The following is a 14,219-nucleotide window of genomic DNA, read 5'->3' on the forward strand; positions in this document are numbered from 1 at the left end:
CTGGCAAGGAGGTCGTCTCGCAGGGGTCGAACGACCGGTGGATTCCTGTTGCTGGCGGCATCCATCGCCGCCGCGCGGAGCGCCTGGACCGCCGGCGCGGCTCGAGACTAGGATCGTCCCCCGTACACATCGAGCCTCGGGAGATCGCCATGTGCCGGAACATCAGGACGCTGTTCAACTTCGAGCCGCCGGCGACGGAGGAGGAGATCCGGGCGGCGTCGCTGCAGTTCGTGCGGAAGCTGAGCGGCTTCAACCGGCCGTCGCAGGCCAACGAAGCGGCCTTCGCGCAGGCCGTGGACGACGTCGCGGCCGCCGCGCGCGTTCTGATGGCGTCGCTGTCCACGACCGCCGCGCCGCGGGACCGCGAGGTCGAGGCGGTCAAGGCGCGCGAGCGCTCGCGGCTGCGCTTCAGCCGGGGCTGAGGCGCGGGGCCGCCGCGCCGTCCGGGCGCGCATACGCCCGGGAGAGCGCGCCGAGCGCGGCGTTCCCCGGCGCGCGCTCGCCCGCGCCGCGCTCGGCCGGCCCTCGGGCTATCGTGTCGTGCCGCGCGCCTTGCGCGCCATTGCGCGCCCCTTGCCCTCGCGGCGAGGGCTCGGCGCGGAGGGCTCTCCTTGCCGTGATTGCGCCGTCTGCAGTGATTGCGGTGATTGCCCTGCCCGCGCTTCCCGGGCTCGCCGCTCTGGCAAGCACACGACGCGCGCGGCGATGGTCATGCCCTCGAGGAAGGCCTCGTGCGTCGCGGCGCCGTACTTCAGGCCACGCGCCGAGGAGACCAGGGTGTCCGCCAGCTGGCGCCCGGTGACCCCCGCGGGCTCGTAGGCGGCCGCGAGCCCGGAGGCGCGCAATGCCTCGGCCACGGCCTCGACGAACCGCCCCTCGTGCTCGGCGACGAGGGGGCCGACGAGCTCGTTCGCGGCGGTCGAGAGATCCGCCGCGTCGGCCCCGAGCGCGCCAACGAACCGGCCGATCCACGCGTCGAACGCGGCCACGAGCCGGTCCTCCAGGGGGCGCTCCGCGTCGGCGAGCGCGGCGGCGGCGGCGGCGAGCGCTGTGTCGAGGAAGTACCCCACGGACGCGCGGAAGAGCTCCTCCTTCGTGGCGAAGTGGAGGTAGAGGCCCTGCCGCGAGACGCCCGCCGCGCGCGCGACCTCGTCCATCGACGTCTTCCGGAAGCCGAAGCGCAGGAACACCGTGAGCGCCGCGTCCATCAGCTTGCGGCGGCGCAGATCCTCGGCGGGTCTGTCGGTGGAGCGCGGCTCGCCCTCGTTCACGATGGTCAGCATTGACAATTGAAGACCATATTGTCAACAGGAACCTTGACGGTGCGCAGGTGGACTGCCAATAACGTCGAGTGCGCCAGCCCGCCTCCCCGGCCGATCCTCCCGCGCTCTCCCCCTCCCGCGCCGGCCGGGGGGTGAAGATCGGCGTGGTCGCCGCGGCCGCCACGCTCCTCGTCGTCGCTCAGCGCATGGGGCTGTTCGAGCTCTTCGGAGAGCCCGCGCGCATCAAGCAGGCGCTGCTCTCGCTCGGGCCGTGGGGGTATGTCGCGTTCGTCCTGGCGTACGCCGCGCTCCAGCCGTTCGGCGTGCCGGGCACGGTGTTCATCCTGGCGGCGCCGCTCATCTGGCCCTGGCCGGTGGCGTTCGCGCTCTCGATGGCGGGCACCATGGCGGCGAGCGTCGTGGGCTTCTCGTTCGCGCGCTTCGTCGCCCGCGACTGGGTCTCTGCGCGGGTGCCGGCGCGCTTCCGCGCCTACGACGAGGCCCTGAAGCGGCGGGCGTTCCCGACGGTGTTCTTGCTCCGCCTCGTCCTCTGGATGCCGCCCATGCTCCACGTCTTCTTCGGCCTCTCCGGGGTGCGCTTCTGGACGCATTTCTGGGGCTCGCTGGCCGGGTACACCCTGCCGCTCCTGGCGACTGCCTATTTCGGTCAACGGGTCTTCGACGCCCTGCGCGACGCGCCCCCGTCGGCGTGGGCCGGAATGGGCGCCGCCGCGGTGGCCGTCATGGTCCTCCTGTGGCTCGCCAGGCGCTGCTCCAGGCGCGACGTCGTCCCCTCATGACAGATCTCGGCATCGCGACAGGCGCTGTCTCGCGCAAACATGCGCGCCGCTTGCTCGCCGATGGCACCGCAGGATAGCGTCCGCCAATGGCGCGAATCCACCTGATCATCGGCCCCGTGGGCGCAGGGAAATCGACGTTCGCACAGCGGCTCTACCGGGATCACGCCGCCCTCCGGTTGAACCTGGATGAATGGATGGCGCGGCTGTTCCGCCCCGACCGGCCCGACACGGGGATCATCGAATGGTATCACGAGCGCACCGCGCGCTGCATCGAGCAGATCTGGAGCCTGACGAGGAGCTCGATCGACGTGGGCACGAACGTCGTGCTGGAGATCGGCCTGATCCGCCGGCGCGACCGCGAGCGGCTGTACAAGCGGGTGGACGCTGCGGGGTACGAGCTCACCGTCTATGTGCTCGACGCGCCCCGCGAGCTGCGTCGCGAGCGGGTCGAGCAGCGCAACCTCGAGAAGGGCGAGACGTTCTCCATGGTGGTTCCACCGGACATGTTCGAGCTGGCGAGCGACATGTGGGAGCCGCCCGAGGAGCCCGAGCGCAGCGGGCACGACATGCGGTTCATCGACACCACGGGCGGCTGATCCGAGCACGAGAGTCCCGGCCGCCGCCGAACCGTTCCACCCCGTGTCCGGCCCGGACGGCGACGGCGCTGCTCGAAGCTGCCGAGTCGAGTCGATGAACCGGAATCGACGAAATTTCCTCGCGTCACCGCGCGCCGCTGGGCGCTGTCCAGGCCCTCGCGCGTTGAAAGCCCGCCGTCGGAGGCTATGCACCAGGCATGCGTGAGCGTCGCCCCAGCCAGACGGCATCCATCGTCGCCCTCCTCCGGGCGCTCGCAGACCAGGGCCTGACCGATGTCCCGGGCTTCGAGGATCCGGTCGCCCACCGGCTGCTGTCGCGCGGGTGGAGCGCCGCGCTGGAGCTGTTCGCGCGCCGGCTCCGGGGCCTGGACCCGGCGAAGCGCGCGCGCGCCCTCGCCCGGCTCTCCGCGGTCCCGCTGCGCGTGATGGCCATCGACATCGAGCTCGAGCGCGCGGTGGAGCTCGGGTGCCGCCAGGTCGCGTGCCTGGGGGCGGGGCTCGACACGCGCGCCTTCCGGATGAAGGCGCTCTCGGCGACCCGCTTCTTCGAGATCGATCACCCGGCGACGCAGGCCTTCAAGCGGCGCAAGGCGGCGGGGCTGTCGCCGCTCGTGGAGCAGCTGACCTACGTGCCCGTCAACTTCGAGCGCGACGCGCTCGCCGCGTGCCTCTCGGCGGCCGGCCATCGACCCGACGAGCCCACCGCGTGGATCTGGGAAGGGGTCGTGATGTACCTGTCGGACGAGGCGCTCCGGTCGACGCTGCGGGCGCTCGCCGACGCCTCGGCGCCGGGCAGCGTCCTCCTCGTGAACTACATGGAACCCCCCGCGCCGCGCCGCGTGCAGCGCGTCCTCCGCCTGCTCACGTGGCTCTGGAGCGAGCCGCTCATCGGCCTGCGCCGGCGCGAGGTGATGCTCGCGGAGGTCGAGCGGGCCGGGTTCCGCGTGGTGCGCGACACGGGCGCGGCGGACTGGGCCCGGCAGCTCGGCGCCCCGTTCGCGCCGTCCAACCCGGCCGCGAACACGCGGCTCCTCGTCGCCGAGCGGCCCGGCCCGGGCGCTGCCCCGCCGCCCGTCCGCCCGCCGAGCTGACCCGGTCGGCGGCGCGCCTCAGCCCCCGCGCCTCAGCTCCACGTCGCGGAGCGCCGAGGGTGGCGAGTCTCGATGGCCTCGGCGTGCCCCCGCAGCCCGCGCGCGGCCGGGAGGTTGCCATGCTCCTCGAAGACGTCGGCCAGGGAGAGCCCGAGCACGACGATCTGCTGGGGCTTCTCCAGCGCGCCGACGGCCGGGGCCACGGAGCCCAGCAGCTCGAACGCCCGCCGCCACGCCATCGCCGCGGCGTCCGGCATGTCGGCGTTGAGCGCCGCGTGGCCAGAGCAGCGGTGCATGTCCGCCGCGAACTCGTGGCTCCCGCGGCGGTTCGCGAGCTCTCCGGCGCGCGCGTACGCCTCCGACGCGTCCAGGAAGCGGCGCTGCTTGCTGTGCAGGCTGCCGAGCGAGGCGTAAGCCTCGGGGATGATCGCGAGCAGGCCGCGCCGCTCCGCCTCCTTCAGCGCGGCGACGAACACCCGATGCCCCTCCTCGACCACGCCCGCCGCGATCATCGAGCGCGCGCGCTGCATGGCGATGTGGACGGCCTCCTCGCCCAGCCCCCGGCTCGCCAGCATCTCCTCGGCCTGTTGCTGGAGCCGCGCAGCCTCGGCGTGCCGCCCCGCATGAAAACACGTGTCCGCCTCGTGCAGGAGGCGCCGCGCGGGGAGGAGCTCCGGGGCGCGGAGGGGCGAGTCGGCGGCGATGCGCAGCTCCAGATCGGCGGGGAGGCGCCGCCCGCGCGCCGAGAGATCGGTGAGCACGCGCTCGAGATCGGCGATGGCCGGGCCGTCGGCCTCCGGCCACACGACGCGGGACGCGCCCTCGCCGAGGCGCGCGAGCAGGTCGCCGACGCTCGAGTGGACAGGGTCGACCAGGACCCAGCGCACGAGCGCGAGGTCGGGGCAATGCGCGAGCCAGAAGAGGTCGCGGGCATAGGCGCGCGGGTCGTCGATGTGCTGTGGCGCCAGCACGACGACCGCGGTCCCGTCCGGGGCGCTGGCGGCGACGTGCGCCGCGAGGGCGCTGGCGAAGGTGTCGAGCGGCTCGCGCAGCGGGCCCTGCTCGGGCGTCGCGAGCGCCGCCGGGGCGCCGAGCTCACGGGACAGCGAGCGCTCTCGGGCCGCCCAGCCGCGGCTGGGTCCGTAGACCGGATCTGCCAGGACCCACACGGGACGGGGCGCCGGGCCCGCCTCGCCGAGCGCCCGCAGCAGCGCCAGCGTGTGCCCGTGGACGTGTGCCGGCACGATCACGTGCAGCAGTCGGGCTCGCTCGCCCGTGAAGATGGCGCTGAGCGCGCTGGCGAAGTCGTGGATCATGTCGCGGTTCCGGGCGGATTCTTGCTCCGATCGCCGCGGAGGCCAAGCGGAGGCGCCAGCGTCGCGAGGCGGGGCCTCCCCTGCGCCTGCGCCACGGGCCCCCTCCCGCCCGGGGATCCCTGGCGGGCGGCCAACGCGCGTCGCAGGACGCCACGGTCGAGGCGATGTGTCTCAGGGGGAGCGATCCCCGGGATCCGTGGATGTGGTGACGAGGAGCACGCGCGGGCGCTCGGCGCGGTTTGGCCCGGGCATTGCTGACCAACATGGCCAACGGACATCGTTGACTGAAGGCAGGATGAAGCTGGGAGCTGGACGAGACAGCTAGAAGCCAGCGCAGAGAGTCGTCGAGAAACCGCCGGGCGCGCCGAGGGGGCAGAGCCGCTGGGCGTGGTCGAGCGCGGAGGAGAGGATACCGTGAAAACAGGGATTCGGTCGCTGCTCCTGGGCAGCATGGTCATCGGTTGCGTCGGTGTGATCGGTTGCGGAGGCAGCAAGCCTCAGCCGGAGGGACCGGCCGAGAAGGCGGGCGAGGCCGTGGACGACGCTGCGCGCGACGTCAAGGACGAGGCGAAGGACGCGGCGGAGTCAACGGGCGACGCCGCCGAGAAGGCAGGGGACAAGATCGAGGAGAAGACGGACAAGTAGCCCGAGGCGATCTCGGGCTGTTCGCGCGGTGAGGGGCGAGCCCGCGCGCTCGTCCCTCACCGCGCGTCGAACCATGAACAAGGCTGGCCGGAGCGCCTCGCGCGCGAGATCGCCCGGCCGGCGATGAAACCCGGACGACCCCGGCCGCGTCGAGGCGCGGCGCACCATGGAGGCAGGAAGATGAAAGCGACGTCATTGCTCGAGAAGCAGCATCGCAAGGTGGAGTCCCTCTTCAAGCAGCTGGAGAGCGGCAGATCGGATCCTGCGCTCGTCCTCGCCGAGCTCGCGAACGAGCTCGCCGCGCACATGGCGATCGAGCAGGAGACGTTCTATCCCGCCGTGCAGCAGATCAAGGAGGACGTGATCCTCGAGAGCTTCGAGGAGCACGCCATCGCCGAGCTCGCGCTGAAGCGGCTGCTCTCGACCTCCCCGGAGGATCTCTCGTTCAAGGCGCGGGTGACGACGCTGAAGGAGCTCATCCAGCACCACGTCGAGGAGGAGGAAGGGGAGCTCTTCCCGGCGGTCGAGAAGGTTGTGGACGAGAAGCGCCTCACCGAGCTCGGCAAATCGATGAAGGCGGAGTTCGAGCAGCGGCTGGCCGAGGGCTACGAGACGCTGCTGCCGGCGGGCTACAAGAAGACGTCCGCGGACAAGGCGAGCCACACGATCCACGAGGGCCACGCGAACGGCGCGGCCCGGGCCTGACGAGGCCTTGCTCGAGGGGAGAGGTCGAGCGGCGATCCGGCGGTGAGACATGGAAGACGCGATCGGCTGGGTCAGCTCTGGCATCCTCGTCCTGACGGTCGGCAATCAGGTCTACAAGCAGTGGAAGAGCAAGACGAGCCAGGGCGTCTCCAGGTGGCTCTTCGTCGGCCAGCTGGCCGCGTCGATCGGGTTCGTCATCTACAGCTGGATGCTCGAGAGCTGGGTCTTCGTGGCGACGAACTCGCTCATGGTCGCGAACGCGCTCGCCGGCGCGACGATCGTCTATCTCCAGCGGAGGCGCGGCGCGCCTCGATCGGCGGAAGCGGAAGACGATGCCAGGGCCCGGCGGGCGTTCAAGCTTCCGCGCGCCGCCGGCCCGCGAGGGCGGCACCTGAGAGGCGGCCGCCGCTCGCTGGCGTGCGGTGTCCTGTCTCGCACGAGTGGAATTCGAAGCAAACGAACACAACTCCATGCGACACGCGCGCTTCTCTCCGCACAGGCGCGCGGGAAGCCCGCCAATCGAGCCTGAACCGCTCAAGCATGCAAAAGTGAAGCAGGATCGGTCGATGTTGAGCATGCGTCGAATGCCCCATAGACTCGACGGATGCTTACCACTTGGACGCCTTCATGCGCCGTCGCGCTCGCCGCGACGTTGATCGGTTCTGTGCTGTCGGGCTGCGTCGGTGAGGTGGGCGACGCGTCGATCGATGGCGAAGGCGGCGGGCCGTCGAGCGGCGCCGGGGTCGAGGTCCACAACGGAGACTCCGGCAGCGGGCCGAGCACCAGCAGCGGCGGCTCGGCCACGGCGGGCGCCGGTGGCGCCGGAAGCTCGTCTGCGCAGGGCGCCGGTGGCTCGGCCACGGCAGGCGCCGGCGGCGCCGGAAGCTCGTCTGCGCAGGGCGCCGGCGGCTCGGCGACGGCAGGCGCTGGCGGCGCCGGCGGCTCGGCCACGGCAGGCGCCGGCGGCGCTGGCGGCTCGGCCACGGCAGGCGCCGGCGGCTCGTCCGCCGAGGGTGCCGGCGGCTCCTCTGCGCAGGGCACCGGTGGCTCGGCCACGGCCGGCACCGGTGGCTCGAGCGGCGAGGGCTCCGGGAGCGGCGCCGGCGGCTCGGGCGGCGCCGCGGGCGCGGCGCAGCTGTGCGTCGATACGATCAACGAGCACCGCGCCACGCTCGGCTTGCCGCCCCTCGCGCGCTGGGTCGAGGCGGAGTCGTGCTCCGATAAAGAGGCCGAGTCCGATGGGAACACCGGCGAGTTTCACGGCGCGTTCGGCGCTTGCGACGAGAATGCCCAGAACGAGTGCCCCGGGTGGGGAGGCCCGCCGGACTCGATGATCGTCCCATGTTTGCAGCTCATGTGGGACGAAGGGCCGGGCGAGGATTTCGAGAAGCACGGCCACTACATCAACATGAGCAGCACCCGGTACACGAAGGTGGCTTGCGGGTTCCACACCTTCGCTGACGGCAGCGTGTGGGCGGTGCAGAACTTCCGATGACGGACCGGAAGCATCCGTCGAATTTTCCGGAGAATTGAACAGGGAGGCGAGTCCGTCGCGCTACTTCCGCGCGCTCGGGTCGATACCGTCCGCGCGCATCTTCTCTGCGGCGGCCGGTCCGGCGACCGTGCCGACCGGGTGCGTGTACCAGCCGTTCGGGTCGGCCTTGCCCGGCTCCTCGCGGACCTTCAGGACCGTGAACATCCCGCCCATGTCGATGTACGAGAAGGGCCCGTCGCCCCCCTTCATCGGCAGGCTGTTCGGGGGGATCGGCATGGGCATCTCGCCCATGCCGCCCATGCCCGTCGTCCCCATGGTCATGTAGTCGGGCATCACGCGCCTCATACGTCGGTCGAGCGTGCGCGTATCGGCGCCGACCATATTCGGCAGCCCGTGACCCATTTGCATCATCACATGGTGGGTCATGTGGCAGTGCACGGCCCAGTCGCCCGGCTCCTCGGGCACGAACTCGATGACCCGCGTGCTGCCCACCGGCACCAGGACCGTGGTCTCCGGGTACTGCGCGGACGCGGGGACATACCCGCCGTCCGTCGCCGTGACCTGGAACGAGAGCCCATGCAGGTGGATCGGGTGGTGGTCCATCGGCCCCAGGTTCCCGAGGCGGACGCGCACGCGCTCGCCGCGGCCGACCACGAGCGGCGCCGTCGCCGGGAACGCCTTGCCGTTGAAGGTGAGCACGTTGAAGTCGCTCATCGCGTTCGGGTCCGGCCGGCGCGCTCCCGGCCTGATCAGCCACTCGTGCGTCATGAGCACGAAGTCCCTGTCCACGCGCGGCCCACGAGGCTTCTTCGGATGCACGATGAACATCCCCACGCCGCCGAGCGCGATCTGGGTCATCTCGTCGAAATGGGAATGGTACATGTACGTCCCCGGGTACCGGACCACGAACTCGTAGACGTATGTTTCCCCGGGCGGGATCGGACGCTGGTTGAGCCCCGACACTCCGTCCATCCCGTTCGGGAGCACGAGCCCATGCCAGTGCACCGACGTCGGCTCTGGCAGGCGGTTCGTGACGTAGATCCGGAGCCGGTCCCCCTCGACGGCCTCGATCGTCGGCCCGGGCGTGCTCCCGTTGTAACCCCACGCCTCGGTCTTCAACCCGGGCGCGAGCTCGTGCTGGATCGGCTCGGCGATGAGGTGCCCCACCTTGACCCCATCCACGACCCGCCAGGGGAGCGTGCTGCCGTTGGGCGTCACGACCGCAGGCTGATTCCCTGCCCCCGCGATCCGGGCGCCGGCGGGCTGCCCCGCGGCCTGCTCGGGGCGCTCCTGCGCATGGGCCAGCCCTCGCGTGAGGAGGGCAGCGCCGGCGGCGAGGCCGCCCACGTGGATGAAAGAACGTCGATCCATCTCAGTGTCCTCCTCCGCTCTCTGCGGCTCCGGACATCGGAGCAGGAGCGATCGTGCCCATCACCTCCACGCGACGCCCGGCCAGGATGGCGTCGAAGGCGGCGCGTGAGGTCCAGTAGTCGCGCAACGCGTCCACCTGCGCGAGCTCCGCGTCGAGCTGCTCCCGGCGGGCCTGGAGCAGCTCGAAGACCCCAGCCTGCATCGCGTTGTACTGGAGCAGCGTCTGCTCCAGGACGCGCGTCCGGGCCGGGACGAGGACACGCTGGTGATGCAGGGCGCGCGCGTGCGCCGACGCCAGCCGGTTCTGCGCTGCACGGACCGCCGAACGCACGTCGATGGCGCGCCCGTGGTACCGCTCGAGCAGGCTGTCGAACTCCGCCGTATGCGCCATCGTGGCGCCCTGCTTCCGATCGAAGAGCGGCAGCGTGAGCCGGAGCCCGGCGCCGACCCGCCATGCCTCGTCCTCCCGCTCGCCGCGCACGCCGACGGACAGGTCCGGCAACCACCCCGCCGTGCGCGCGAGGCCGGCGCGGCCGGCCGCGGCCTCGAGCCGGCTGCGCAGCTCAGCGAGCTCGAGGCTCGCGGAGAGGGCGCGCGCCTCAGGCCGCGGCGGCATGGCGAGCTTCTCGGGCGCATGAGGGATCTCGTCCGCGATACGCCAGGAGGTCTCCGCCCCGGAGAGCCCGAGCAGCCGCTGGAGCTGCTCGCGCCGGTCGAGGAGCTCCAGCTCGATCCCGGCGACGGCGACGCGGGCAGCCTCATACCCCGCCTCCTGCGTCGCGACGTCGAGCTCCGGCACGTTGCCCGCCTCGAAGAGCGCCCGGGCGGCGTCGCGGGCAGCCGCGAACGCATCCAGGGCCCTGTTCGCTAGGGCGAGGCGCTGCTGGGTCGCCTGCGCGGCATAGAACGCCGCCCGAACGGAGTAGCCGAGCTCGACCACCGCGCCCGCAGCGCGGTAGCGCGCGGCCTCGTGATCCGCCCGCGCCGCCCGCTCGCCGAGCGGTGCCAGGATGGCCGAGGTCAGATCGAACTCGACCCCGAGCTCGACGCGCGTGTGCTCGAGCGTCCCCTGCCGCGGCGTCACCTGCACCTCGAGCTCGGGGTTCGGCAAGACACCTGCTTGCACCAGGTTGCCCCGGGCCACACCGACCTCGCGGAGCGTGGCGCGGAGCTCGCGGTTGTTGAGCAGCGCGACCCGCACGGCGGCGTCCGCGGTGAGCGGTCGCGAGAGCAGCGGCCGCGCGTCGCTGGTGGTCGCCGGCTCGACCTCCTCCGAAGCGGTGCTCGACGGAAGGTCCAGACGAGACAGCTCGCGGATGCGGCCGAGATCGGAGGCCGCCGACGGGGCGGCGCAGCCGGCCGCTGCGGAGAGCGAGAGCCCCGCGGCGAGCAGGCGTGCGCGCCAGGGATCAATGCGCATGGCTCGGCTCCGAGGTGCTGGGCGGCGTGTGGCCGTGAGGGTGGCTGTGATCGCCGCCGGTGGGCTGGGGATCAGCGGCACCGGCGGACTTGGAATCAGCGCCACCGCTCTCGATGCTTGATGTGTTTGTCAGAGCGTTCCACCACGACATGGTCGTTCCTCCTGAAGAGCTCATCGCCGGGAGCTCGGTCACCCAGGTACACAGGTCGTCAGCGCGCGCCTGGTTCCAGGCGGACGGCCGTGAGCGCTCTGCTTCCGGGCTGCACCTCGCAGACGCGGGGAGCCCGGCGGCATTACACCGCCGGCTCGATCCGCCGGACTGATATCAAGGCGCTCCGGCGCAGACCCCGTGCTCCCGGGCGACACTCCCGCATTCATCGGGCGCCGCACCGGCGAGGTCGGCCTGGGCGCCGCCCGCGCTGTCCCGGGCGCGCGCCAGGCGCTCAGCGGAACCGCGGCCGAACTTCAGGAACACCGCCGGCGTGACGACGATGTCGAGCAGCGTCGACGAGAGCAGGCCGCCGAGGATCACGACCGCGACGGGCTGCAGGATCTCTTTGCCCGGCTGGCCCTTGGACAGCGCGATGGGCACGAGCGCCAGGGCGGCGGTGAGCGCGGTCATCAGCACCGGAACGAGGCGTTCCAGCGAGCCGCGGACGATCATGGCCTCACCGAACGACTCGCCCTCTTCCTTCATGAGGTGGATGTAGTGCGAGATCATCATGATGCCGTTGCGCGAGGCGATGCCGCACAGCGTGATGAACCCGACGAGGGTCGCGACCGAAAGGACCCCGCCGGTGAGCACGACGGCGAGCACCGAGCCGACCAGAGCGAGCGGGATGTTCAAGAGGATCTGGAGGGCCACGGTCCACGAGCGGAACTGGGAGTAGAGGACCACCAGCATCCCGGCGAGGCTCGCGATCGAGAGCCATCCGATCAGCCGCGACGCCGAGCGCTGGCTCTCGAACTGCCCGCCGTACGTCGCGTAGTAGCCCGGCGGCTTCGGGATCGCGTCCACGGCGCGCTGGAGTTTGCTCACGACCTGCTCCAGATCGCGCCCCGCCACGTTGGCCGAGACCACGATGCGCCGCTGCGTGTCGTCGCGGCTGATCTGGTTCGGCCCCATGCTCTCCGTCACGTCGGCGAGGTCGGCCAGCGGCACCTTCGCGCCGCTGGGCGTATCGACGAGCGTGCGCCGCAAGGCGTCGATGTCCTCGCGGAGCTCCGGCGGGTACCGCAGCACCACATCGATGGTCCGCTGCCCCTCCAGAAGCTGTGTGACGGTACCGCCCGCGAGGGCGAGCTCGAGCATCTCCGAGAGCTGCCCCGCGTTGACCCCGAGCTGCGCCGCGCGCTCCCGGTTCACCTTGATGGCGATCTGCGGGATGAGCACCTGCTGCTCGATCTGCAGATCCTTCACCCCGGCGACGCCCTGAATCGCGTCGCGCGCCGCCTTCCCGAGGCGCCGCAGCTCGCCGAGATCCTCTCCGAAGATCTTCACGGCCACCTGTGCACGGACGCCCGAGAGCAGGTGGTCGAGCCGGTGCGAGATCGGCTGGCCTACGTTGATCGCAACGCCGGGGATCTTGTCGAGTTGGTCGCGGATGTCGCCGAGGATCGCCTCCCGCTCACGCCCGGACGCCCTGAGGTCGACATCGATTTCGCTGTAGTGGACCCCCTCCGCGTGCTCGTCCAGCTCGGCTCGGCCGGTCCGCCGCCCGGTCGACACGACCTCGGGGACCTCGTGGATCAGCTGCTCGGCGAGCGTGCCGAGGCGGCTCGACTCGGCGAGCGACGTGCCCGGCCTGGCGATGACGTTCACCGTGAGCGTCCCCTCGTTGAAGGGCGGGAGGAACTCGCCGCCCAGGAACGGCACCGCCGCCGCGGCGGCAAGGACCAGCGCGCCTGCCGCCGCCATCACGGCCCCGGGGTGCCGCAGCGACGCCGCGAGCACGCGCCGGTCCGTGGCCTTGAGCTTGCGCACCAGCCAGCCGTCCTCGTGGCTCATGCGCTTCATCGACGGCAAGAGATAGGAGCAGAGCGCGGGAGTGACCGTCAGGGATACAACCAGCGATGCAAGGATCGACACGATGTAGGCGACCCCGAGCGGAGCGAAGAGCCGCCCCTCGATGCCGCTCATGGCGAACAGGGGAACGAAGACCAGGACGACCAGGATCGTCGCGAAGACGATGGAGCTCCGGACCTCGCTCGACGCGTCGCGGATGACGTCCATCGCCGGCCGCGGCGAGGCGAGCGCCCTGTTCTCGCGCAGGCGCCGGAACACGTTCTCCACGTCCACGATGGCGTCGTCGACGAGCTCGCCGATCGCCACCGCGAGACCGCCGAGCGTCATCGTGTTGACCGACAGGTCGAAGGCCCGGAACACGAGCGCGCTCACGATGAACGAGAGCGGGATGGCGGTCAGCGTGATCGCGGTCGTCCGGAAGTTGAGCAGGAACAGGAAGAGGACGATCGTGACCAGGATCGCGCCGTCGCGCAGCGCCTCGACCACGTTGTGGACCGCGCCCTGGATGAAGGTCGCCTGCCGGAAGAGGTGCGGGTTGATGGTGACGCCCGCGGGCATCGACCTCTGCAGCTCGGCCACGGCCTTGTCGATGCTGCCGGTGAGCGCGACGGTGTCGGCCCCCGGCTGCTTCTGCACCGAGAGGATCACGGCGGGCTTGCCGTCGATCGACCCGTCGCCGCGCTTGATGCGCGCGGCCTCTTGCACCGTGGCGACCTGCGCCAGGGTCACCGGCGTCCCGCTCCGCATGGCGATGACGGTCGCGGCGATGTCCGCTTCGGTCCGGGCGCGGCCGAGCGTCCGCACGAGGAACTCCAGCCCCCGCCGGTCGACGTAACCGCCGGTGGTGTTGGCGTTCGCGCCGCTCAGGGCGCGCGAGATCTCGTCGAGCGACACCGCCGCGGCCGCGAGCTTGGCCGGGTCGACGGTGACCTGGATCTGGCGGACCTCGCCGCCGATGGGGATCACCTGCGCGACCCCCGGGATCGTGAGCAGCCGCGGCCGGATCACCCAGTCGGCCTGGGTCCGGAGGGTCATGGGAGAGACCCCATCGCCCTGCACCCCGATCAGCAGGATCTCCCCCATGATCGAGGCGACGGGCCCCATCTGCGGCGTGACGCCCTTCGGGAGCTGCTCCGTCACCGTGGCGAGGCGCTCGGCGACGAGCTGTCGGTCACGGTAGATGTCCGTGGACCAGTCGAACTCGACGTACACGACGCTCAGCCCGACGCCCGAGGTAGAGCGCACGCGCTCGACCCCGGGCGCGCCGTTCATCACCCGCTCGAGGGGCACCGTGACCAGCGTCTCCACTTCCTCGGGCGCCAGCCCGGGAGCCTCGGTCATGAGGGTGACCGTCGGCCGATTCAGATCAGGAAAGACGTCGATCGGGAGCTTCAGGAGCGAGTACGTCCCGTAGACGAGCACCAGCGCCGCCGCGGCGATGACGAAGAGGCGGTTCCTGAGAGAGAAGCGGATCAGGTAGTCGAACATCGTC

Annotated in this window: 13 protein-coding genes; 8 read left to right on the plus strand and 5 right to left on the minus strand. The window is 71.5% G+C overall.

From position 1 onward, the window contains the following. Positions 1–149 precede the first annotated feature (149 nt). Positions 150–422, plus strand: coding sequence for a DUF2277 domain-containing protein (locus WMF29_RS39610; RefSeq protein ID WP_272102630.1), 273 nt, complete (start codon positions 150–152; stop codon positions 420–422). A gap of 108 nt (positions 423–530) precedes the next feature. On the opposite strand, the gene WMF29_RS39615 is transcribed toward WMF29_RS39610, so the two are convergent. Continuing rightward, positions 531–1,283, minus strand: a complete 753-nt coding sequence (locus WMF29_RS39615; protein WP_437325265.1) for a TetR/AcrR family transcriptional regulator — start codon at positions 1,281–1,283, stop codon at positions 531–533. Positions 1,284–1,351: 68 nt separating this feature from the next. On the opposite strand from WMF29_RS39615, the gene WMF29_RS39620 reads away from it, so the two are divergent. From WMF29_RS39620 to WMF29_RS39630, 3 genes are all read left to right on the plus strand, one after another. Further along, positions 1,352–2,062, plus strand: a complete 711-nt coding sequence (locus WMF29_RS39620) for a TVP38/TMEM64 family protein (protein WP_437325266.1) — start codon at positions 1,352–1,354, stop codon at positions 2,060–2,062. An 86-nt stretch (positions 2,063–2,148) separates the two neighbouring features. After that, positions 2,149–2,658, plus strand: a complete 510-nt coding sequence (locus WMF29_RS39625) for an AAA family ATPase (RefSeq protein ID WP_437325267.1) — start codon at positions 2,149–2,151, stop codon at positions 2,656–2,658. Between the two features lie 197 nt (positions 2,659–2,855). Further along, positions 2,856–3,749, plus strand: coding sequence for a class I SAM-dependent methyltransferase (locus tag WMF29_RS39630; RefSeq protein ID WP_437325268.1), 894 nt, complete (start codon positions 2,856–2,858; stop codon positions 3,747–3,749). Between the two features lie 32 nt (positions 3,750–3,781). Here WMF29_RS39630 and WMF29_RS39635 read toward each other — a convergent pair whose 3' ends face one another. Further along, entirely contained in the window at positions 3,782–5,065 is a 1,284-nt protein-coding gene (locus WMF29_RS39635) for a hypothetical protein (RefSeq protein ID WP_437325269.1), read from the minus strand. Positions 5,066–5,479: 414 nt separating this feature from the next. Between WMF29_RS39635 and WMF29_RS39640 the strand changes: the two genes are divergently transcribed. The 4 genes from WMF29_RS39640 to WMF29_RS39655 all read left to right on the plus strand — a co-directional run bounded on the left by WMF29_RS39640 (position 5,480) and on the right by WMF29_RS39655 (position 7,910). Next, on the plus strand, positions 5,480–5,710 hold the full coding sequence (locus WMF29_RS39640; protein ID WP_272102623.1) for a hypothetical protein: 231 nt from the start codon (positions 5,480–5,482) through the stop codon (positions 5,708–5,710). 180 nt (positions 5,711–5,890) lie between these two features. Then, positions 5,891–6,415, plus strand: a complete 525-nt coding sequence (locus WMF29_RS39645; RefSeq protein ID WP_437325270.1) for a hemerythrin domain-containing protein — start codon at positions 5,891–5,893, stop codon at positions 6,413–6,415. A 49-nt stretch (positions 6,416–6,464) separates the two neighbouring features. Then, positions 6,465–6,944: a hypothetical protein gene (locus WMF29_RS39650; RefSeq protein ID WP_437325271.1), complete on the plus strand. Its 480-nt coding sequence runs from the start codon at positions 6,465–6,467 to the stop codon at positions 6,942–6,944. Between the two features lie 75 nt (positions 6,945–7,019). After that, on the plus strand, positions 7,020–7,910 hold the full coding sequence (locus tag WMF29_RS39655) for a CAP domain-containing protein (protein WP_437325272.1): 891 nt from the start codon (positions 7,020–7,022) through the stop codon (positions 7,908–7,910). Between the two features lie 60 nt (positions 7,911–7,970). On the opposite strand, the gene WMF29_RS39660 is transcribed toward WMF29_RS39655, so the two are convergent. From WMF29_RS39660 to WMF29_RS39670, 3 genes are all read right to left on the minus strand, one after another. Then, a complete protein-coding gene (locus WMF29_RS39660) occupies positions 7,971–9,281 on the minus strand; it encodes a multicopper oxidase family protein (RefSeq protein ID WP_437325273.1) in 1,311 nt (436 codons plus the stop codon). A 1-nt stretch (position 9,282) separates the two neighbouring features. Next, on the minus strand, positions 9,283–10,701 hold the full coding sequence (locus tag WMF29_RS39665) for a TolC family protein (protein ID WP_437325274.1): 1,419 nt from the start codon (positions 10,699–10,701) through the stop codon (positions 9,283–9,285). A gap of 325 nt (positions 10,702–11,026) precedes the next feature. Beyond that, positions 11,027–14,215, minus strand: a complete 3,189-nt coding sequence (locus tag WMF29_RS39670; protein ID WP_437325275.1) for an efflux RND transporter permease subunit — start codon at positions 14,213–14,215, stop codon at positions 11,027–11,029. Positions 14,216–14,219: the final 4 nt, after the last annotated feature.

This window comes from Sorangium sp. So ce381 (assembly GCF_051473845.1).
Taxonomy (GTDB): Bacteria; Myxococcota_A; Polyangia; order Polyangiales; family Polyangiaceae; genus Sorangium; species Sorangium atrum.